Source organism: Neisseria sp. Ec49-e6-T10 (genome assembly GCF_051132615.1).
GTDB lineage: Bacteria > Pseudomonadota > Gammaproteobacteria > Burkholderiales > Neisseriaceae.
Map to the genome: position 1 here is coordinate 3,065,303 of NZ_CP152375.1, position 22,683 is coordinate 3,087,985.

10 protein-coding genes are annotated in these 22,683 nt (G+C 36.9%); 2 read left to right on the plus strand and 8 right to left on the minus strand.

Going from position 1 to position 22,683, the window contains the following annotated elements:
• Positions 1-27: 27 nt before the first annotated feature.
• Entirely contained in the window at positions 28-1,368 is a 1,341-nt protein-coding gene (locus tag AADH04_RS15105) for an MFS transporter (protein WP_434778105.1), read from the minus strand.
• Between the two features lie 334 nt (positions 1,369-1,702).
• On the opposite strand from AADH04_RS15105, the gene garD reads away from it, so the two are divergent.
• Positions 1,703-3,265, plus strand: a complete 1,563-nt coding sequence (gene garD / locus AADH04_RS15110; protein WP_434778106.1) for a galactarate dehydratase — start codon at positions 1,703-1,705, stop codon at positions 3,263-3,265.
• 59 nt (positions 3,266-3,324) lie between these two features.
• Here garD and AADH04_RS15115 read toward each other — a convergent pair whose 3' ends face one another.
• The 5 genes from AADH04_RS15115 to AADH04_RS15135 all read right to left on the minus strand — a co-directional run bounded on the left by AADH04_RS15115 (position 3,325) and on the right by AADH04_RS15135 (position 15,672).
• Positions 3,325-4,488 carry a sugar diacid recognition domain-containing protein gene (locus AADH04_RS15115; protein ID WP_434778107.1) on the minus strand — a complete coding sequence of 388 codons (1,164 nt, stop codon included), beginning with the start codon at positions 4,486-4,488 and terminating at the stop codon, positions 3,325-3,327.
• Between the two features lie 239 nt (positions 4,489-4,727).
• Positions 4,728-10,031, minus strand: a complete 5,304-nt coding sequence (locus tag AADH04_RS15120; protein ID WP_434778108.1) for an autotransporter outer membrane beta-barrel domain-containing protein — start codon at positions 10,029-10,031, stop codon at positions 4,728-4,730.
• A gap of 485 nt (positions 10,032-10,516) precedes the next feature.
• A complete protein-coding gene (locus AADH04_RS15125) occupies positions 10,517-13,705 on the minus strand; it encodes an autotransporter outer membrane beta-barrel domain-containing protein (RefSeq protein WP_434778109.1) in 3,189 nt (1,062 codons plus the stop codon).
• 546 nt (positions 13,706-14,251) lie between these two features.
• Positions 14,252-14,695 carry a hypothetical protein gene (locus tag AADH04_RS15130; RefSeq protein ID WP_434778110.1) on the minus strand — a complete coding sequence of 148 codons (444 nt, stop codon included), beginning with the start codon at positions 14,693-14,695 and terminating at the stop codon, positions 14,252-14,254.
• A gap of 257 nt (positions 14,696-14,952) precedes the next feature.
• Entirely contained in the window at positions 14,953-15,672 is a 720-nt protein-coding gene (locus AADH04_RS15135; RefSeq protein ID WP_434778111.1) for a pirin family protein, read from the minus strand.
• A gap of 164 nt (positions 15,673-15,836) precedes the next feature.
• Between AADH04_RS15135 and AADH04_RS15140 the strand changes: the two genes are divergently transcribed.
• Positions 15,837-16,736, plus strand: a complete 900-nt coding sequence (locus tag AADH04_RS15140; protein WP_434778112.1) for a LysR family transcriptional regulator — start codon at positions 15,837-15,839, stop codon at positions 16,734-16,736.
• A gap of 42 nt (positions 16,737-16,778) precedes the next feature.
• Here AADH04_RS15140 and AADH04_RS15145 read toward each other — a convergent pair whose 3' ends face one another.
• Together AADH04_RS15145 and AADH04_RS15150 are read right to left on the minus strand one after the other, a co-directional pair.
• Positions 16,779-17,354, minus strand: coding sequence for a rhomboid family intramembrane serine protease (locus AADH04_RS15145; protein WP_434778113.1), 576 nt, complete (start codon positions 17,352-17,354; stop codon positions 16,779-16,781).
• Positions 17,338-22,656, minus strand: coding sequence for a DNA repair ATPase (locus AADH04_RS15150; RefSeq protein WP_434778114.1), 5,319 nt, complete (start codon positions 22,654-22,656; stop codon positions 17,338-17,340). Before AADH04_RS15150 ends, AADH04_RS15145 begins: the two co-directional genes overlap by 17 nt.
• Positions 22,657-22,683 lie beyond the last annotated feature (27 nt).

Here is a 22,683-nt window from a genome sequence, read left to right on the forward strand (position 1 = left end):
TATCCTTTATCCATATCTAATCTTGGTTTAATCAATGCTTTTAAGTTCCATACGTTTAATTGGACCAACAATAAACAAGAAGCTAAAAGCGGCAACTAAAGCATGTACAGCGACAAATACAAGAGCCCATTCAAATTTGCCAGTTGCATTTACAATATAACCGATGGCAATTGGTGAAACGATACCAGACAAGTTACCACACATATTGAATAAGCCACCTGCCAATCCGCTAATTTCTTTTGGTGCTGTATCTGCCATAACAGCCCAGCCCAGAGCACCGATACCCTTACCAAAGAAAGCCATGGACATAAACAAGATCACCATGCCAATTGAATCAACGTAATTACAGAACACCATAGTCATAGAAAACAACATGCCTAATACAATTGGTGTTTTTCGAGCAATAGACAATGAATTTGTTTTTTTCATCAATCTGTCAGAAATAATGCCTCCTAAAATTCCTCCAGCAAAACCACATATTGCAGGTACTGCTGCGGCAAAACCGACAGATTTCAAATCCAATCCTCTTTCGGTTGCCAAATAAATCGGAAACCAAGTGATGAAGAAGAATGTTAAACAGTTAATACAATACTGCCCAAGATAAACCCCAACCAACATCCGATTGGTCAGTAATTGTTTTACATAACCAAATTTAGGACCTTCTTTCTTACCATCATCTTTTTTCTGATCCATATTCACCAAAGCACCGCCAGCCTCAATATAAGCGACTTCAGCAGCATTGGCTCTTGGATGTTCTTTTGGGTCATAAATGACTTTTAACCAAACAATACTGATTAAAATACCCAATACGCCCATGAAAATAAATACAGATTGCCAGCCCAATTCAACGGTTAACCAGCCCATAATGGGTGCAAAGATAACGGTTGCAAAGTATTGAGCTGAGTTAAAAATAGATACAGCTGTTGCCCGTTCATTGGCTGGAAACCATGCTGCAGCAATACGGCTATTGCCTGGAAAAGAAGGAGACTCTGCCAAGCCCACCAAGAAACGAAGGGAGAATAAGGTAATTAATGCCCACACGCCAGTAAATAACCCTATCCCTGCCTGCATTAATGTAAATAAAGACCAAAAGAAAATGCTGTAAAAATAGACTCGCTTAGAACCGAACTTATCAAGTAACCAACCTCCTGGTAATTGACCTAACACATAAGCCCATGAGAATGCTGAAAATATCCACCCCATCCCCGCAGCATCAATCCCCACTGCATCAGATAAAGGTTTGCCAGCAATGGCCAATGTAGCCCGATCTCCATAGTTAATTGCTGTCACGAAAAATAAAAGAACGACAATCATCCAACGTACATTTGTCCGTTTTTGTTCCCCTAAAACTTGATTTGCCTCACTCATATGACACACCTTTTTTCATAAGAAACCATTAATTCGAAAACATAAAAATATATTCTTAATGCATTGCCAAGCAGTATAGGGATACCAAAGTAAAATTTCATTATGCAAATGCACAACTTTTGATTTATTTCTTTCTATTCAAATAGGCAAAAATACAAAACAGGAAACAATTTTGTAAAAATCTTTATATTTTATAATTAGATAGGTTTTATTTAGAAAAAAACACAAATTTTTCATTATTTCAGTTAAAAAAATTAGATAATTGCACAATGTTTTTTTGAGACTTATCCATAATAATGTCATGGTTTAGTCATGAATAGTGGGAGTAATGAATATGGCAGAAAAAATAGATATCCCTTTATATATTAAAGTGAATCCTAGTGACAATGTTGCTATTGTGGTCAATGAGGGCAGCTTACCAGCAGGAACTATTTTTCCAACTGATGGGTTAACTCTTTTAGAAGAAGTACCGCAAGGCCATAAGGTTACTTTACAAGACATTTTACAAGATGAGCCTATTATCCGTTATGGGGAAGTTGTTGGATTTGCTGCCTGCGATTTAAAAAAAGGCAGTTGGGTTCACGAAGGGGTCACTAAAATGCCTAAAGCACCAGCTTTAGATGAGCTTGAATTAGCAACTAAAGTACCTGCACCTTTACCTCCTTTAGAAGGCTATACTTTTGAAGGTTATAAAAATGCTGATGGTTCAGTAGGAACACGTAACCTATTAGGTATTACAACCAGTGTTAATTGCGTGGCGGGTATTGTTGAATATGTCACTAAAATCATTGAACGTGATTTATTGCCACAATACCCTAATGTCGATGGTGTTGTGCCATTAAGCCATCTTTATGGTTGTGGTGTCGCAATTGATGCTCCTGCGGCTGTTGTGCCTATTCGCTCTATTCATAATTTGGCTAAAAACCCTAATTTTGGTGGAGAAGTCATGGTGGTAGGATTAGGTTGTGAAAAATTACAACCTGAAAAACTACTAAAAGGGACATCAGATGTGATTCCAATAGAGCTAGATGACCCAGACGATGTCATTAGTCTACAAGATGAACAACATCACGGCTTTAAATCTATGGTTGACCACATTTTGCGTGTTGCCCAAAGACATTTGGAACGTTTAAACCAAAGAAAACGAGAAACTGTTCCCGTTTCAGAATTGGTGGTTGGGATGCAATGTGGTGGAAGTGATGCATTCTCTGGCGTTACAGCAAACCCTTCTGTCGGCTTTGCGTCTGACTTATTGGTTCGCTGTGGTGCAACGGTGATGTTCTCAGAAGTGACCGAAGTCAGGGACGGTATTCATCTATTAACCCCTCGAGCAATTAATGAACAAGTTGGTCGAGACTTAATTCGTGAAATGGCTTGGTATGATGACTACCTTGACGCGGGCAAAGTTGATCGCAGTGCCAATACTACTCCTGGTAATAAAAAAGGAGGCTTAAATAATATTGTGGAAAAAGCCATGGGTTCTATTGCCAAATCGGGAACCAGCGCAATTGTTGAAGTACTCTCTCCTGGGCAAAGACCAACAAAACGAGGCCTCATTTTTGCAGCAACACCTGCAAGTGATTTTGTTTGTGGTACACAACAATTGGCTTCGGGTATTACCATTCAGGTCTTTACCTCTGGAAGAGGCACCCCTTATGGTTTAGCTGCAATACCTGTTATTAAAATGGCCAGCAGAAATGCTATTGCAAACCGTTGGTTCGATTTAATGGATATCAGTGCCGGCCCCATTGCCACAGGTGAAAAAACAATAGAAGAAGTTGGCTGGGAATTGTTTCATATGATTTTAGAAGTTGCCAGTGGTAAAAAAATACCTTGGTCGGATCATTGGGGGCTACATAATCCGCTTGCTGTTTTTAATCCTGCACCAATTACTTAAATTTGCTGTTTCAATATATTTTAAAACCGCAATAAACGATAATTGCGGTTTTTTATTTTTTACTTATCCAATAATACAGCGATATAAAGCAACAACCGATCATCAAGTAAATCCATTCTCAACCCTGTAATGGACGAAATTTTATTTAAACGATATTCAAGTGTATTTCGATGAACATAGAGCGCTTTTGCTGTTGCCCCCATTTGTAAATTATTTTTAAACCACACTCTTAATGTTTTGAGCAACAAACCATTATTATCTTGTTGTTTTAATTGATTTAGTGGATATAAAAACTCCAATGCCTGCCACCCAGAATTTAAACCATCCAATAAAACTGGCAAAATTAAATCATGATATTGGTAATACTTCTCCTCTGGTTTACGTTGTTTCCCAATTAATAAAGTGGTATTGGCTGTTTGATATGATTTGGCGATATTGTTTTTTTCATCAGTAAAATAATGACCCAATGCCATTTTCATATTTAATTGGGCTGCACTTTTTTTGCGCTCTGCCAATATTTTTTCTAATTTGGTTTTATGTTCCGCGGTATCCCAATGACCATGTTGATTCAGTGCAGGAATCAATACAATCATTTTTGTTAAAGATTGCACGGCATATAAATCACTAATATGCTGGGTATACAAATGATCTTGAATACCTTTAAATTCGTAAATTGCGGATTCCACTTCAGAATGTTCAATATCGATATTGATTTCAATAATACACGCTACTCGTGGAATGGTTAAATCAATGCCTAAACGTTGCCCCCACTCTAATAGTTTAGGGGTTAACTCTTCTGCTTGAATTAAATTAAGCACCAACTCTTCACGCAAGCGACTTTCTTGGGCTAAATCATGTAACAGTCTTGCCTGCTCCATCATCATTTGCGCAGACATACAAACCAACTGACCAAACTGTTTTAAATGCGTTGGCTCGCCAGTTAAACCAATGACCCCAACAATTTCTCCATCAATTTGTAAAGGTAAATTCACGCCTGGGCGGACACCATGTAGGTTTTTAGCTCCTTCTTCATCAATAGAAACCACTTCTTTGCGAGACAATGCCAACAATGCGCCTTCATGTAGCTCACCTAAACGCTCAGTGTTACCGCTACCAATAATTTGCCCTTTGGTATTGATGATATTTACATTACAGTTAATAATTTGCATTGTCTTATCGACAATCTGTTGTGCAAGTTTTTCACTCAAAGAATAGACAGCCATAGAAAACCCTGATCCTGATTGAAAGATAAAGAAGAACAAGTATATTGACCTTTAATTATACACTTATGCTCACACATTCAATCAGATTATTTTTATCTTTTATCCTGCCAAGATTAAGTGGGAATTTAACTGTTTCAAAACAAGTGATCATATAAAATGGACGTTTTTATAAACAACCATTGTTTCTTAATAAAAAAAGGCAAGAAAAAATCTTGCCTTTTTAAACGATGGGAATAATTTTATTTAAAGCTCCATTTACCCCCTATATTAAACCGATAACCTCGGGCACCAGAAGAACCAACTTCATGTTGATAATCTGCCTCTCCATACAAAGAGAAATTATTTTTAAATGTCGTTGTCCAACCTAACCCAAGTTGTGCAGCCTGTCCAAATTTACCACCAGTAAAGCTGGTTACAGGAAACTCGCTGTTATTTGCATCAGAAATATTCACTGTAGGTGAACCACCCCAACCATGGTAATAGTTTAGACGTATATAAGGTGTGTGCAATTTACCATCTTCACCAACCCAAGTTTTATTGGTTCTGATGCCAAGACGCCCAATTGTTTGGTGATGACGATTAAATGCTAATTTTGCCCCATCTTGATCAATGACATTATCCATTTTCAAATTTTGATAACTCAATTGTGCTTGCGGCTCTAAAACCCAGCCATTATCCAACATAAATGGGTAACCTGTTTCAATTGATGCAACCCAGCTGTTACCTTTAATTTTACTGGCTGTACCATGTGCTTTAGTCTCCACATCAGTACGATGCCAATCATAGGACAATGTACCATCAATATAGAATTTATCTTTATTGTTCCATGTTAAATATAAAGCCAATGTATCTGATTTAATTTTAGACTTACTGTATCCATCTTCTGCCTTTGGTTTTAAAGTTGAATAACCATGAGACCAAGCAAGTCCACCGCTAAACAATTTATCTTCTTCATCAAGACGGAATAGATTAGCACCTATTTGCAATAAATCAGTATCAAAATCATAGTTAAAACCATATCGTTTGGTATGAACATTGGTATGATACGTATAATCTGAATGAACATAACGGGCAAAAACATTGCCTGTTTTATCAAAGTCTTGCGTTCTCAGCTCCCCCAAACGTTTGTGTAAATCATCAATATTAAGCATATTGTATTGTGTCAAAGCCCCCATTAATGACACATAAGAAGGAACTTGGGGAATCACACCAGGACGAGAACAAATAGGATCATCGCTACATACAATTGCATTGGCCAAACGATAATCCCAAAATTGATTACCTGTTGTTGCTCCACCAACAACTCTTTCTGAAGCATCAGACGCTCCCGGAGCAAAAGCATACAACTTATAACTAAATGCGCCTGCTGCAACATAGCCATTTGCCAATTCAAAAGCATTGGCCGTAGAATTTCCACCGACTTGTACGAGTGAAATCCCTTCATTTGATTCAATTACATGATTCCCATTCAAATCGGTAGCCCCACCATCTCCAACCAATTTGGGCGTTAAAAGAGTCGTACCTGAGGCATTGTTTTCAATCAGTAAACGGTCAGTAGTTTGATTGGTTAAAGGGCCTCCAGTATTTAAATAAGTATTCAATGCCACAATACCACCAAAGGCAAGCCTGCCAGGGTCAGAATGATAATCACCTTGAATGGTTAAAGAGTCTCCAATAGTGTCACCATTAGTCAAATCGATGGTTCCTTGATTATTTACGGTTACAGAACCAGGAGCAGCGCCTGAAATAATTGGTTTGATATTATTACCTGCATACAAAATAGAACTTGTATCAATATTCACCTCACTACCACTAAGTTTTAAATTATCGGTTAAAGTCCACTGTGTATTATTAAACAAATTAAAGGTTTTCCAGCCATCGCTTAAATTAGTTCCTTTGGCTAAGTCATCCGAAACAAATGAGCCTCCACGAGCGGTAATACCATTAAAAGTTAACACATTCTCCCCACCAGACACAGAGGTAATATGGGAAACTTGATTTAAATCTGTGTAGTTAATGGTTGCATGGTTATTAGTTGCCCCCATTGAAATACCACCTTCAAACTGTGTACCTTGCATAAACAACGTATCTTTTGCACCACTTCCTGAATCAATTTCACCTCGAACATTCCCTGAGTAAAAACCCAAGTTATCGTTTCCTGAACTGCCTTGCACAGCCAGAGCATTCGCTGAAGAAGCTATAATGGTACCGACACTGTCAAAAGTTGTTCCTGTACCATTGGATAAGTCAACAACAGAGCTGCTTTGACTGTTAGAGATAAGTTTGCCTAAATTGGTTGTTTGTGATGCCGTTCCTGCAACCAAAGCAGATCCGCCAGCAACATCATTAATGGTAACTGAAGCTGCTGTAACCACTTCTGCATTGGTATAAGCATAAATACCTGTTGAACCAGCACCGTTACCATTAATTTGATATCCAGTACCTATAGCAAGGTCTCCTGAAGTTTGGCTACCGTCCGCTTGTTGGAAAGCAAAGCCTTTACCATTACCAGAAACATTAATTTGTGCAGTTGAACCAGAATCAATTGTTACACCAGTACGAATACCCGCTCCATCTGTAACATTAACAGTTACATCAGATAAAGATATTTGATTGGTTTCTGCTTTGTTTTCAATACCATTACCACTACCATTAATATTGAGTGTGACATTTTGTGCCAACATTGCCAAAGCTCCAGTATCCAATAAAATACCATGCGCTGTTCCAGCTGTTTGAATCACATCTCCTGTACTACCACTTAATGATAACTGAGCACCACTGAGTAACTGCACACCAGCAGTACCATCATCTACTGTTACTTGCCCTACTCTGGTTACTCTGGCTGCTGTCCCGTCAACCTTGATACCTGTGCCATGATTTAAATGAATGGTTCCTTCATTATTCAAAATACCACTTCTAACCCATACCCCTGTGTTGTCCGAACCTGCAGTAAAATCCACATCACTGTCACCAGTTAAAGCCAATGTACCATTGTTTTGTACGATATAGCCGGTAGCTTCAGTTACCCCTGAAGAACTGATTACTGAAGCACCACTGGTTAATTTGGTTGCCGCCACATTTGCAGAAGTTACTGCACCACTTAAATTGTGTTTATTGCCATCAACAATGGTGCCAATCGTTTGATTTGCAGAAAGCTCGATTTTGCTATCAGGCTCATATTGACCTGTTGCACCACCTTCTATAATTGAACCAATTGATGCTTCGCCAGTTAAATTAAAGTGTGCCTGACTTAAATTGACCTCCGTGCCTACACCTGTACCATTGACACCAATTGAACTGTTACCACTTGTGATGATTTTTAGACCTGTTTCATTTAAGTCTGCCCCATTTTCCACACGAAAAACAGTGGATTTATCTGTTGACACGTCAAACGAATTAGTAGGATTTAAAATACTGATATTAGCCTTATCACCATAGGCAAAAAAAGCAATTTGTTCTTCGCCCGTATCAAAAATTGGAATAGCATCTTCAGTCACAACAACATTTGCATTACCACGTGCATGTACACCAATGGCACCTCTACCTTTAAGTTCTATTGTACCTTCTGCTGAAGCTGAAGCTAAACCAGAGCCTTGCCCCTCAACCCATATACCATAATTTCTTGTACCATAAATAGGGTCAGCCTCACCATTAATAATGATATGGCTATTTTCAGTAGCCAATGCTTGGGCATTTTTTGAGCCTGTACTGATGACTTTAATACCGACCGCATTTTCACCAGCCAATTCAATCGTGCCATCATTTTGAATTTGCCCAAGTGCACCTGCATTGGTAACCAACATACCATAGTTATAATTAGGCACTTCACCATTTTGCCCAACACCCTGAATAGAAATGGTTCCATTATTGATCATTGTGGTTGCATCACCGGCAATGGCATTCATGGCTGCACTATTTTGCGTTTTACTGCCAATGGTGATATTGCCATTATTGGTTGCACTTGCGCCACTGCTCACACGAATGCCACTGGTAAAGACAGAATTATTTATTTCAACGTCAGCTGCTGCTGCCCCTTGTGTCATCTGAGCTTCTCGCCCAATATAAATATCACCATTATTTATAAATGTTGACTGTTTAGATGCTACATCAACCCCTGTTGTTTCTCTATTTGAGGATGAATTTTTTACACCTATATTAATTGTACCTGAATTGGTTGAAACCACATTTGGATCAGTGGTGTTGATATAAACCCCGATAGTTTGATGACTATGTGTACCTGCTGCACTGATATTAATGATACCTTGATTATCTAATGAAGAAGAATCTTCAACTCGAATCACCGTTACACCCTGACTACTGGCAGACTGAACCGTTCCATTATCTTTAAGCAAAAAGTTGCCATTAATAACACCTTTGTTGGTTACAGTAGAGTCGTCTGCTAAAGTTAAAGCAGTGCCATTATTGACACCCAATAAAGCATCTGCCCCAATTTCAACTTTGGCTCCATTGTCTACCTTAACCGCAACCTTAGAATCATCTGTCCGGGCAGAACCATAACCATAGGTATAATTTGTTTCTAATGTACCATTAATATTTACTGTGGCATTTTCCCCCGTGGCATGAATAACTGTGTTGTCCCCAATGGGTTTAAAAAGATCATCATCTGTTTGTGTTCTGTCCGCTGTATAGTCATAGTAAATGGTTTCAGACTTCAATGAGACCGCCTGATTAAATAAAGACTCATAATCACTTGGCTCTAATTGCCCAGCTTGGAGTTTGTCGATCAACCAATCATTATATGCTTGTAAAGAAGCCACATCAGTCACGTTAAAATTAGTGCTGTTACCATCTAAAGTTTGAACAGAAATAGCCCCAGAAAAGACAGGAATATCATCAATGGTATAAGCCGTTTTATTTGCATTAATATCTGCTTGTGCAGAAGAAAAGGTTACTCTATTTTTACCTTCCCAATTAATTATACTGTCTTCTCCCCCTGAACCATCCACATCAAATAATGTTGTTTGCTTGGACACTAAGTTGATATGATTGGTACTTGATGATGCCCCAGTACTGGCATCACCCAAATTAACATTTAATGTGCCACCTGAACTTTGCACATCAGCAATACGTAAATCAATATATTGATTATCACCTACATTGTGTAAGCTTGGTAAAGTAGTGCTTGTATCCAAAATACTGCCTAATCCTACTAGCTCAGCAGAATCATATGTTTGCATAGTGGCCACACCGCCTGTAATTGGGTCAGGAATAGTGATGCCATTATTCATCGGACCTATGCTTAAGCGATCCTTATCCAAAGCATTATTGGGGTCATCTATTAAATCGTTAGCCAGTAAATCACTTAACGATAAGTTTTCACTTCCTGTATCACCCTCTGTAAAGCTGTTCGCTGTTGATGGCGTTTCCAATGTTAATGTATTGCCATTAGAAACAATATACTTATCTACTTCTCCATCACTATCTACGGTATTAAAATTATGTATAACCTCTGCATAACTAGCTGCAGAGCTAAAAGATAATGCAATAAGCATTGCAATAATTGATTTATTAAACTTATCCATGACAAGAGCCCTTTGTTCGCTCATTTTATAAAATTTAAATTTAATTTAAAATAACGGTTATTTTTTCAATATATTTACATAACCAACATCAATTGTAAATAATATTTTTATAGTCATGTCATCCAGCAATTAAATTAATTTAATAATTTAATTACCTAATAAAACTTAATGCAATAAAGCATTGTTTTTAGAAAAAGTTTTAAATATTTAATTTAACAACATCAAAAAATAGACTGTTCAATCTGTATCTTTTTTGTATATAAATTTGATATAACATCAAGTTATTTTTTCATTTTTTGCAAAATTTAACTATATTAAATGAAAAATTGATCGATTAATGCATCATTAATGAAACAAAAAAATGAGAAATAAAAAAATAAACAAGGCAAAAGAATAATTGCCTTGTTTATTTCAGGGTGACTATTTAAGTAAATCTAACAACTAAATCAGTTAGCCAATATTAACCATATTGGCCAAAAAATTATTTAAAATTCATATCTGTATCCGATATTTAACTGTTTTTTATCAAATTTACTACCCATTGCATAATCTATTTCAGCAAATAAATTATGTTGTTTATTAAAGCGAGCTGTTACACCTAACCCGTTATCCCACCAGCCATTCTTAAAACTATAGTGACTCACATTGATATGATTCACTTTTGCAGAGACATCTGCACTTAACTCTTGTACATAACCTGTTTTAAAATAAACACTGATAGGATTATTTAATTGATTCATATCATAACCGACAATTACACTCCCTCTGAATAAAGTGGAATCATAACTGTCAAAATCAGCTTTTAACCCACTATTGGTTTTTTGAGATAAGCTGTTCTGATGAGTATAAGTTAATTGAGCTTGAGGCTCTAAATATACTTTTCCAGAAATAGTTTGAGCCAAATTAAATCGTTTACCCACTTCGATAGAAGCACTATAGCTATCACTGTTTCCATCACCTTTAATTCGGTTATTTTGTGAATCATAAATCATGAAATCATTTTTTAAATGAGCATATTTAATGACACCATCTATATACAAACCATTTTGAGTCAAATAAGTTCCATAAACACCAAACTGATAACTTTTAGCCTTTCCATCTCCACCACCAGCAAAGCCATGATCTGCCTGAGTGTAACCGGCCATTGCCCCTAAGTACAATTTGCCAGACCCTATAGAAATTTGCTTATCTGCTCCACCTTGTAGTCCAATATAATCCATGTCATAACCATCAAATATATTGCCCTCAAAGGAATCGAGTTTGCCTGTAGTAGAACGAATCCAAACATCAATTCCATTCGGTTGTGATTGCCTTAATTCGCCCATCCTTTGTAAAAGGGTTTGGGTATCAATATAATTCAATAAGTAATTAGTATTCATCAAACTATAAGTTGTTTGTACTGTTGTTGTTGGTTTTGCCGTTGCTTGAACCAATTCCCAATTATTTATTTGATCTGGATTTTTCCTTAACTCATACTCCCAAGCGCCAAGCTCAACATTTTGAGCCAATGAAAACTGACCTGCGCCCCCATTTGTTTGAATAATATCAAGCCGCTCATCACCAGTTGTGCTTTGAGATGCATCATTTTTAACCACTACAGTATGATTGCCTATTGCAGCATTGGTATCTGTTACTTTTAACAAATCAGTGTGTCCCGCCACAATATCAGTATTAAAATAAAATCGACCTGTTCCTGATAATTTATTTGTTGTTAGTGTTGTATAATCAGTTGGTACAGCACCTTGTAAAATTAAGTTATTAGCTGCGTCCCGCCAAGAGTCATAACGGTTTAAATAAACTTCAGCATTTTGTGTATTGAGCTCTGTAAGATTAGAGTCCCTTGTTGTATACCATTGTGATCCATTACTAATATTTAAAACAGTTGAACTGGGTTTATCTTGAGCATCCAAAGTAGTATCGGTAGAAATACTGCCTTTTAATATGGTCTGATCATAGGCATTTAACGTAAAGCTACTTGAAACTTTATCTGCAACCAATGCTGTTCCTCCACCATAGGTCACATTTAATAAATCTTTCCCCTCTACCGCAGTAGCGGTACTATTTTTTAAATTTAATACACCGTCTTTTACTGCATCAGCCACAGTCATTGCCGCATTATTATTATTTAAGTGAGATTGAACACCTACATCAATTGAATGATCACCTACCTGAATTAAATTCCCACTGGTGGCTGTATTATTACCATTCATATCACATAAAGAAGAGGACACTCGACACAAAAAGCTTGATGTGTCGTTTCCTAAGGCAAACTGGCCACTTTGACCATTATGGGTTAAATCAACCTGCTCCAAAGTCATACTTTGCTGTTTTATTGCTGTACTACCATCAGAGTTGACACTATAACCATGACCAAAACCAAAGCGCACAGAGGTACTGGCAGAATGTACCGTGCTACGCCCTTGCCCTGCAACAGCATACATATTGATTGTTGCCCCATCTCCAATTAATCTTAAACCATAGGATGTATTACTGTCTGTTTGAATATGGGTTTGACCATATGTTGTGATACTTGAACTGGCATACTCAGATCCTATTTCACCTGCATGCCTATGAATAGAGCCATCACTGTGCATGGTACCCAAACGACCTGCATTCAGCCCATCAGAAATAGTGCCAGTTGTATGAATTGTGGTCACAAAATTAGCGTATTTATCTGCATTTAATACAACCTTAGATTCCCCCGTAGCTCGAACACCACGAGCGTCTAGCCCATTTGTTGTTACTGTTAAATGACCATTATTGTATCCTTTAGCAGTAACATTAGATAACTCAAAAGTACGAATACCTGTACCAGCATGAGAGCCAGTTGTACCAATATCTCCACCCAAAAAATTTACCTGAGTACCTGACATTTTAGTATAGATACCCATTAAATAGTTAGATGAACCAGCCATATCAATATTGACTAACTCTAAATTAGCAACACCACCTGCATCAGCCCAAATACCCGCAATAGAGCTAGATTTACCACCATTAGTAATCGTTGTTGTGGATAAACCAGTATTACCTTTTATATTGATTGTTCCGCCAACAGCACCAATAGTTCCATGGGGTGTTGTCGCATTTGTCACATTAGCAAAAACCTGATCCGCATAAATATTGAGTACACCACCTCTGGTAGCATGCAAAGCATCATTAGCACTCCAATCATTTGTATAGTTTCCGCGAGAAACTACCTCTAGTTTATTCGCATATATTGTTACTGTGCCATTATTTTCTGCTAAAACACCATATCCTCTCATATTGGCATTATTACCCACATCAATAGACACATTACCTTTAGATGTTTGAGTGTTTAAAATATATTCGGCACCCGCTCCTGATGCTCGGATACCATAAACATTACTACCCCAACTGGGAAAATCAGTGGTATTGGTATTAGTAGATGATGCATTGGTAATGGTTAAATCAGCCCCCCCAGTATTATGAGTAACCTTAGCACCCGCTTTCACGCTAATCATCGTCACATTGGTATCGGAGGCATCACACGTTACAGAGCCATTTACCTGACTAGTGGCCACAACACAATCAACAGCAAAGGCTGAAAATGTTGTTCCTAAACCCAGCCCTAAGAAAGAAATGGCTTGAAAAATTTTAGTTGGTTGAGTCATTGTTTTTTTATATTGTACAGTTTTCTTCATAGATTTATTCATTAACCACCCTTTTGCCTCGACTTTTTCATCAAAATTTTTTAATAAAATCAATATTATAATATTTAATATGCAAAAACCATGCCAATATAAATTTGACCTTAACATTTATGTTATATTTATTTAAAGCAGTAGATATCACTCAGTAAAAATTAAAAAATTTAAATATTAAGAATTAACAAATAACGTCAATGTTTAACATATTTTCGATAAATGTCACTTTATGAAAAGAACTGGCTACATAGGTAAAAACCAAAAAAGACATCAATAAAATTTAAGATGTAATATAGATTTAATAGAATAATTATCGAAATATTGGATCTTATTTTTTAGTTAACAAATATTTTTTAACTCAATTAAAAGAACCTAAATTTATTTATCTATTAACCAATAAAAAACCGCCCTTTTATACAGCTAGAAGGACGGTTCTTTATTGGTTAATACTCACTTGGATTATTTTTTCATACTGCTTACAATACTTTGTATTCATTTAAAGCAAAATAAATTTTGTTATGCTCAACGCCTCAACCAAATACAATATCCCGTTGCTTATTTTTTCTCTGCATTACATCGAGCTTTTAAATCTCTATCCCTAATATAAGTACAACTGCCTTGACCTTGTTTTGCATAACAATATGCCTTTTGATCATGATCATTAATAGATAAACAACTGCCTTGGCCCAATTCAGCATTACATTGTGCTTTTAAATCCCTATCCCTAATATAAGTACAACTTCCTTGACCTTGTTTTGCATAACAATATGCCTTTTGATCATGATCATTAATAGATAAACAACTGCCTTGGCCCAATTCAGCATTACATTGTGCTTTTAAATCCCTATCCCTAATATAAGTACAACTGCCTTGACCTTGTTTTGCATAACAATATACCTTTTGATCATGATCATTAATGGATAAACAACTAGCTGCATACACATAAGAAGATACTGATATCATCAAAAATAACAGATATTGAAAGAACTTATGTTTCATAAAACCACTCCTTATTTTAACTCTAGGCTTTAGTCCAACTCCATAACATACATTTAAACATTACATAATCATTCATATGAAATTTATGTCACCTTATCATTTTAAACAATATGGCAGTAATAAAACTTAAAATAGGAGTAAATTTAGGTAAACAAGAGCTTAAGGCATGAATCACAAAGTAAAAATCCTGTTTGTATTCGTTACAAACAGGATCAAAAGGTTTTGTTTTCAAAGTATTTTATTTAAAATTAATCACTTCAAAACTCTGGATATTCTTTAGGCACCATCTCAAATACCAATACTTCTGCACCTATACCGTTACAAAAATGAAGTTTTTCCTCATGTCTCATACGCATACCATCCCCAGCTTCAAGATGCTGATCATTCACATCTAAACTACCACGCGCCAAATGAACATAAACATAACGATCTTCTGGTATAACCATATCATAGGTTTCAGTTGCATCAAATAATCCAGCATAGACATTAATATCCTGATACACAGAAAGAGAGTCATTTTTGCCATCTGGAGAAATAATCAAACATAATTTTCCCTGTTTTTGCTTATCAGAAAAATGAACTTGTTGGTAACGAGGAGTGACACTTTTACGTTCAGGTGTAATCCATATCTGTAGAAGATGAACATCTTCTTTGCTAGATGGATTAAATTCACTATGTAATATCCCTGTACCCGCACTCATCATTTGCACATCACCTGGGTAAATAATTGAACCATTACCCATTGAGTCTTTATGTTCTAATGCCCCTTCTAAAACATAAGAGAAAATCTCCATATCTTTATGGGGGTGTGTGCCAAAGCCTTTACCAGATTTAATCTTATCATCATTGATCACCAAAAGATCAGAAAATCCAACTTGTTTAGGATCATAATAATGAGAAAATGAAAATGTGTGTTTTGAATCAAGCCAATCTAAACGAGATACGCCACGATCACTTGCTTTACGTAATTCTAACATTGTGTTCATCCTTTCTTTGAGATGACATAACACTTATCATATAAATCGAAATATTCGATTAATTTTACTTCTTGATATTTATTATTATATTTAAAAAATTTTGTTCTTGCTGAGAAAACTTTACCATTCTATAATCGAAAAAATCGAATATAGGATTTCTTATTATGTTACGCCTGACTCTTGAAGCCATACATATTATCGACACTATTGAACGCACGGGTTCTTTTACTGCTGCGGCAGAAAAATTGCATAAAGTGCCTTCCACTATATCTTATACAATCAATAAATTAGAAGAGCAAATGAACATACGTCTTTTTGAACGTAACGGCCCCAAAGTCACCTTAACCCCCATTGGTAAAGAATTACTACAAGAAGGCCTTTGTTTATTAACTGGTGCAAGGGACCTAGAAAATCGCTTATATAAAATGTCTCAAGGGGTAGAAATAGCACTTAACATCACCATAGATGACTTATTACCTTTGTCTGCGTTTTCTGACACGATTGCTCAGTTTCAACAATCGGCTCAAAATACGCGTTTACACATACATCGAGAAACACTTACAGGCACATGGGAAGCTTTAATACAAAGACAGGCAGATTTAATTATAGCTGCAGGTGAAGGCCCTTCTGGTGGGGGATATAAAACACAGATTATTGGCCACATGGATTTTGTATTTTGTGTCTCACCTGAGCACCCATTAGCCAAACTCACAGAGCCTTTACAAAAAAACCAACTTTTACAATATACAGCAATTGTCATTAAAGACAGTGCAAAAGACGCCCCTTCACGGACAACAGGCTTATATTCTGGGCAAAAACAAATCACTGTTGACTCTCTTGCCGATAAAATTTTGTTACAAAAAGCAGGAGTTGGTCATGGTTTTTTACCCAAAAAACAAATCATGACTGAATTAAATAATAAGGAACTTGTGCCATTAGCTGTTATAGAACCAAAAGCGGATGAAACATTTTATTTAGCTTGGCGCACCAACGAAAATGGTGCAGCCTTAACATGGTGGATAAATCAAATAAGCCAAAATGCCTTACCTGAAGTTTTATACTAAATTAAGTCAGCACACGAATATATTAATCTTAAAACATCAAATCTAAATGACTTTCTTCTTGCCATAATATTTGGCTATGGCAATACCCACGATCACACCAGCCAAATGAGATTCAAAAGAAATCCCTTCTTTTGGCAAAAACCCCCACCACAAACCACCATAAAACATAAACACAATAAATGAAATCAATATATTAGCGATTTTATGTTCAAATATAGCCCGAGTAAGCAACCACGCCCACAAGCCAAAAACCCAACCACTGGCACCAACATGAATACCATTACGCCCAAAACACCAAACTAAAACACCAGTGCCTAAAATAATCAATAGGCTTACATAAACATAACGCCGAATTGAATGCCACATTGCCAAAGCACTCAAACACAAAAGAATAGGTAAATTTGCAAACAAATGAGCCCAATCACCATGCAACCAAGGGGCAAAAACAATCCCAACTAAACCTTTTGCATCTCTTGGCAACAAGCCTAAATAACCATTAAGGATATTATTTGAAAAAGTATTGATGATTTGAAAAGTAAGCATCATAAAAACAACAGCGACTAAAATAACCAGTCGCTGTTGTAAACTATTTTTTGGTGCTTTACTTTTTGTCGCCATAAAAATCATTCATATTTGATGTATCATTCATCACATCAATCACCTGTTTTTGTCCCATCATTTTTGCAAGTTGGCGGAACCCATTGGTCAATCCCACTATATGCCTCTGGGTACGCAAATCAACATCAAGTTTTTTCTCCATCAATGCTGCTACAGGAATAAAGCTTTTATCTAAAGACTCAGCAATACCATTTAACACAGAAGTCATTGCAGGCTGTGCTTCTGCTGTAACATTCACAGCAACATTAGGCGTGGGTAATGGTTTGGCCAATTTTTCTAAGGATTGAATCATTTCTTCCCAAGGAATGTGTTGCGGCTCAACTTCTGGTTTATTTTCTACAAAGGATGCGAACTCATTAAAAGAGCGCACCAAATCATAAAGTTGGGCAACTACTTTGGTACCTGTATCAGAATCACTGCCACCTAATGCTTTATGTCTTTGGAAATCTTGTTTAATTTGTGTCCAACGTTCTGCTTCTTCCTCGGTCAAAGTACCCCTTATTTGAGCCAATTTCAGCAAGTTTTCTTCTGCCCCTGTTGTTAAGAGCTGAGCTTCTCCTTGGTAGTGATCATCAACCAATTGCTTTAATTCACTATCATTCATAATGGCAGACATTTTTTCTACCATCTTATTCATATTACGATAACTACCTTGTAACTTGAATGATGGCTCAATACGATATTCATCGCTTTGTGCAGCACTGGCAATATATTGCTGATTCACTTGAGAAACGATATCACGAACAAGCAATATACGCTCTAGTAATCCAACGATTTCATTTACTTCTGCGGCACTGTAACCATAACTGAACTCATTAGATGAAACCTCCTTGCCTTCTGCTTTATCAACAAAACGATACACATCTGCCATATCACGAGTTGCTAATGGTGCAAGAATAGCATTAGAGGTTAACGCATTTTCAATATAACTTAAAGCAAATGCGTCTTGCATACCACCTAATGTTTCACCCAAATTATAAATATCCGCACGGTTAGCCAACATGTCTGGAATTTTAAATACTTCCCCTGATTCCGTATAAGGATTACCTGCCATCACAACACAAAATCTGCGCCCGCGCATATCGTAAGTTTTGGTTTTGCCTTTCCAAACCCCCTCTATACGACGTGTACCATCACATAATGAAATAAATTTTTGCAAAAACTCTGGGCTGGTATGTTGAATATCATCAACATACAGCATCACATTATTGCCCATTTCTAAAGCCAAATTCAGTTTCTCTAATTCTTGTTTAGATGTTGCATCTGGCGCTTGTTCAGGATCAAGAGAATGCACACGATGACCTAATGAAGGGCCATTGATTTTCATAAAAATCAGGCCTAATCGATGAGCAACATACTCCATTAATGTTGTTTTACCATAACCTGGTGGCGAAATGAGCATCAACAAACCCATTAAATCGGTACGTTTATTTTCACCAACTGTCCCCATTTGCTTGGCTAAGTTATCCCCAATAACAGGTAAATACACATCATTAATCAAACGATTGCGCACAAAAGAAGTCAATGGACGAGGTTTAAACTCATCTAAATGCATGACTTCTCTTTCTTGTGCAATAATATTTTGACGCAATGCCTGATAACGCCTTAGAGCAGGAATAAATTTATGTAAATGATAACGGGCACGTTTAAATAAATCGTCAACAGATAACACCATTTGCTGCTCTTTGATACGCGAATGAGTGCCCATTAAATTGCTTACGGTAAAACGTAAATCTGTTTCAGTAAAGCGTACAGGTAATACACCATTAAATAAAAATACAGCAATTGCCTCAGGAATATAATCAGACAAGACAGCCAAACTTTCATCAGCTTGACATAAACCTCTTAGCGCATTATCAATTTGTTGCCACTGTAAATGAGGATATTCAACAAGTTTTTGTAAAGACAACTCAAACTCTGTCCACATGTGCTCTACTTGTAAGCGAGACTGTAAAGCATCATGCAGTTGTTTGCCATATTTACTGATATTGATTTCCAAACGATCGGCAGATAAAACCTGAACAAGATAAGCCGAAGCTTCACTGACATCATCTTCTTGTACTAAAGCGAATAATTGCTTTTCTTTTAGCCATTGCTGCATATTCTCAGTAACTTCTTGCTCCAATAACTCGATACCATTATTTCGACCAAAAAGCTGTGCAATAGAACGACCCGACTTAGCTCGTTCAATCCATAAAAGTTTTATTTCCTCATCAGAACTGACGTATTGCCAATAAATACACGCTAAAGCACGCGCTAATGGAGCATAACGCAACAAGCCTGCTGTTTCACTTAAAGGCAAGAGCTGTGTCAAAATCAAGGTTGCATCATGATCATGAATACCTTTTTCGTAACCTTCTTTATAGCGTGGTGTCGCAAAGTCACGTACCGTTTTACTGAGCACATCAAATTGAGCAATCTGTTGCTTTAATAAATCAAGGGAAAGTCCGTCTTCTTTATTTTTAGCTGCCACAATAATTTGTGTCACTAAATATTCAGCACGATATAATTGCTCTGTTTCAGATTCATAAGAAATTTGCCAATAATCACGCAATTGCTCAATTTCTGGATTTTTTAATGGTTCAAAATAGTCTGTTCCTGTTAAGTGAACACACAACTGATCATCTCGTGGCAACAAAGTTAAATCAAGCTCTTGGGTATTGACACTAAAACGATGTCTTGGCCCAAGCTTAATAATATTACCGCCCTCTTCAAACAGTTCAGACTTATCTCGAAGAGAACGCATGGCCTGATCACGTGCTGTTTTTAAGCGAGACTCCACGTCATCAGCACGCATGCTGTCATGTAATTCACGCAACCTACCAGAGAGCTCACGTAATTTTAGAATTAAGGGGTCTGAGGCAAAAAATGCATTCACTTCTTCAGGGGTATTTAATCGCTCCACCCGACGAGGAATCGTATCTAAAATTCTTAAAGCAGCATCCTGAACGTTTTGAGCTTTACGTTGACGCTCATCCAATAAAGACTGTTTATGAGCATCAAATGTTTCTAATACTTCCTCACGCTTACTTAGAATATCTGCTAAAAACTCTTCCTGATCACCAAACTGGCTTTCAAACTCTTCTAATTGCACCAATAAACGAGATAATTGCTCATCACATTTTTCTGGGTCTTGAGCTAAAGATAAAGCACTGGTGATGCTTTGACTAAACAATTGAAATTGTGCGCCAAACTGAGCAACCGACTCATTAGAACCCAATGATTTTCTTTTTAACTGCGCGCGAGCTTTGCTTTGATTTAATTTGGCATAAACTTCTGAAATGGACTCGACAATTTTGGTTCGTTCAGTTGCATCTTCAATTTGCAACGTCCCCATTAAACTGGTCAACATATCCAAGTCATTAGCCATATTGTTCATCTGATCAATAGGCTCTTGTAAAATACTCACTGTTTGAGCTGCTTGGGCAGCTTCATCCAATTTTTGTAGTTGCGTTGTAATCGGTTCAAGTGCTTTATCGCTGGCTAAAAACTTAGCTGTCGCATCGGCAATACGTTCCTGAGCAGCCAAAAGCTCCTCTTCCATAGCATCAACTGCGGCAACATCCATATAACGATATTCACGAATAGTCAGCAGCGACCCACGTTGTGTTGTAATATCATTGAGCGCATTGACATATTCTTGAATTTGCGCCCAACTGTCTGGCACCAATAAAGAAAGTAATGATTTTTGTTTATTTTTTGCCTGTTCAAGCGCTTGTGCTGACTGAGCCTGAATACTCTCTACTTTTTCATATTCGTCTAATACCATTTCTGCGGTAGCAGAAACTTCTCGTAATAAATTAGGTAATTTTTCTACCTGAGGATCATTAATCCAGTGGTAAGCATCAAATAGTCGTCTCACACTTTGGCACAACATAGTATAACGTTGTACGGACACGGAAGTGTTATTGATTTCCCGACACAATTCATATAAATCAGAAATACCACGAACCAGTTCCAAGTTACCAATGCGCCCAAAAAATCCTGTGCGCGTTGGTTGCCTTGCTGCATATTCATCTGTGAAATAAGGGGTACGCCAAATTTGCATTGGGTGAATTCGAGTCGGCTCTTCTCCTTCTGAGTGGAAAATAACCATACGCCCATCTTCAAAACGTGCATAGCCATGCCCAAGAATCGGAGACTCTAGCTCACGAGAAATTACATCATAGCTCAGTAAAACAGATGCACCACTTTCTGGATCATAAAATATATAAAGAACATCCTCACCATTAGGCGAACGATGAGAACGTTTAAAACGCATATTATGCATAGGGATATCAAATGTTTTATAGTCCCCATTTTGTAAATAATACCCACCAGGGAAAATAATGCCATGATCTTCTGGTAATTGAATACAAGCCAATCCTAAGGCATCAATTTTGACCACTTTTTGCGTTAATTTATTAAAAACAAGATAACGCCAATTTTGTTCTCTATAGGGTAAAATTTTTAATAAAACCAAAGAGCCTAGTTGAGCATATTCTATGCGCAAATCAATTAACGCTTGATTCTTATCTTCTAAATTTTCAGCATGAATTTGCTGCCCGTCTGCTGTATTATTTTCAATTTTAATAGACAAAACACCTTGTTTTTGTTCAACAAACAAGGTGTTTAAAATATTCGTGTACAGTCTTTTACCTGTATCAATAATCATTTCACGGGTTGTTGCAACCCATTCAAAATCATAGGGAGCGGGCAATGCAATATCTTGCTCTGCACGATTATCAATATACTTGATATTTTTACTGTTGCCATCTGTCGATAAAGTCCAACGGAATACCCTAATATCAGTATGGCGTTCACCAATTTGAAAACTGGCCAGTAATTTATCATTTTGAATCAATAGCTGGAGTAATCGAGTATCTTTATAATAGGTATAAAGTTCATTAAAATCGGAAATAAAACGAGGATCATCTAAAAAGCTTCCCTCAATTGGTGCTGGTTCAGCCTCAAAACCTTCTTCATTTTCAATCAAGCGATATAAAGAAAATACATCTGAAATGCTGGTTTCTTTTTTTAATCCTATGAAAACATTGTAACCGAATAGTAAACAGTCGCCCGCCCGCACAATATCTCTGGCAAGACAATTATGTTCAGTACGAATACGAACACGTCCAACGACTTCCATAAAACTATCGCCAAACTCGTTAAGCCTTTGATTATTAATATCTTGAGTCAGTTCCTGTAAACGGCCCCCTTGAGATTGCAACCGTTTATTTAATACTTCGTACGCACCACCTTCAGCAACGGCTTTATCCACAAGTTCTTGTTGTCCAAGGTTTTCGGTAGGGTTTTCCTTCATATTTACGCTTCCTGAAAAGGATGACAT

Coding starts and splice junctions, on each gene's coding strand:
- AADH04_RS15105 (WP_434778105.1), bottom strand. CDS start 1,368: ATGAGTGAGGCAAATCAAGTTTTAGGGGAACAAAAACGGACAAATGTA.
- garD (WP_434778106.1), top strand. CDS start 1,703: ATGGCAGAAAAAATAGATATCCCTTTATATATTAAAGTGAATCCTAGT.
- AADH04_RS15115 (WP_434778107.1), bottom strand. CDS start 4,488: ATGGCTGTCTATTCTTTGAGTGAAAAACTTGCACAACAGATTGTCGAT.
- AADH04_RS15120 (WP_434778108.1), bottom strand. CDS start 10,031: ATGGATAAGTTTAATAAATCAATTATTGCAATGCTTATTGCATTATCT.
- AADH04_RS15125 (WP_434778109.1), bottom strand. CDS start 13,705: ATGAATAAATCTATGAAGAAAACTGTACAATATAAAAAAACAATGACT.
- AADH04_RS15130 (WP_434778110.1), bottom strand. CDS start 14,695: ATGAAACATAAGTTCTTTCAATATCTGTTATTTTTGATGATATCAGTA.
- AADH04_RS15135 (WP_434778111.1), bottom strand. CDS start 15,672: ATGTTAGAATTACGTAAAGCAAGTGATCGTGGCGTATCTCGTTTAGAT.
- AADH04_RS15140 (WP_434778112.1), top strand. CDS start 15,837: ATGTTACGCCTGACTCTTGAAGCCATACATATTATCGACACTATTGAA.
- AADH04_RS15145 (WP_434778113.1), bottom strand. CDS start 17,354: ATGGCGACAAAAAGTAAAGCACCAAAAAATAGTTTACAACAGCGACTG.
- AADH04_RS15150 (WP_434778114.1), bottom strand. CDS start 22,656: ATGAAGGAAAACCCTACCGAAAACCTTGGACAACAAGAACTTGTGGAT.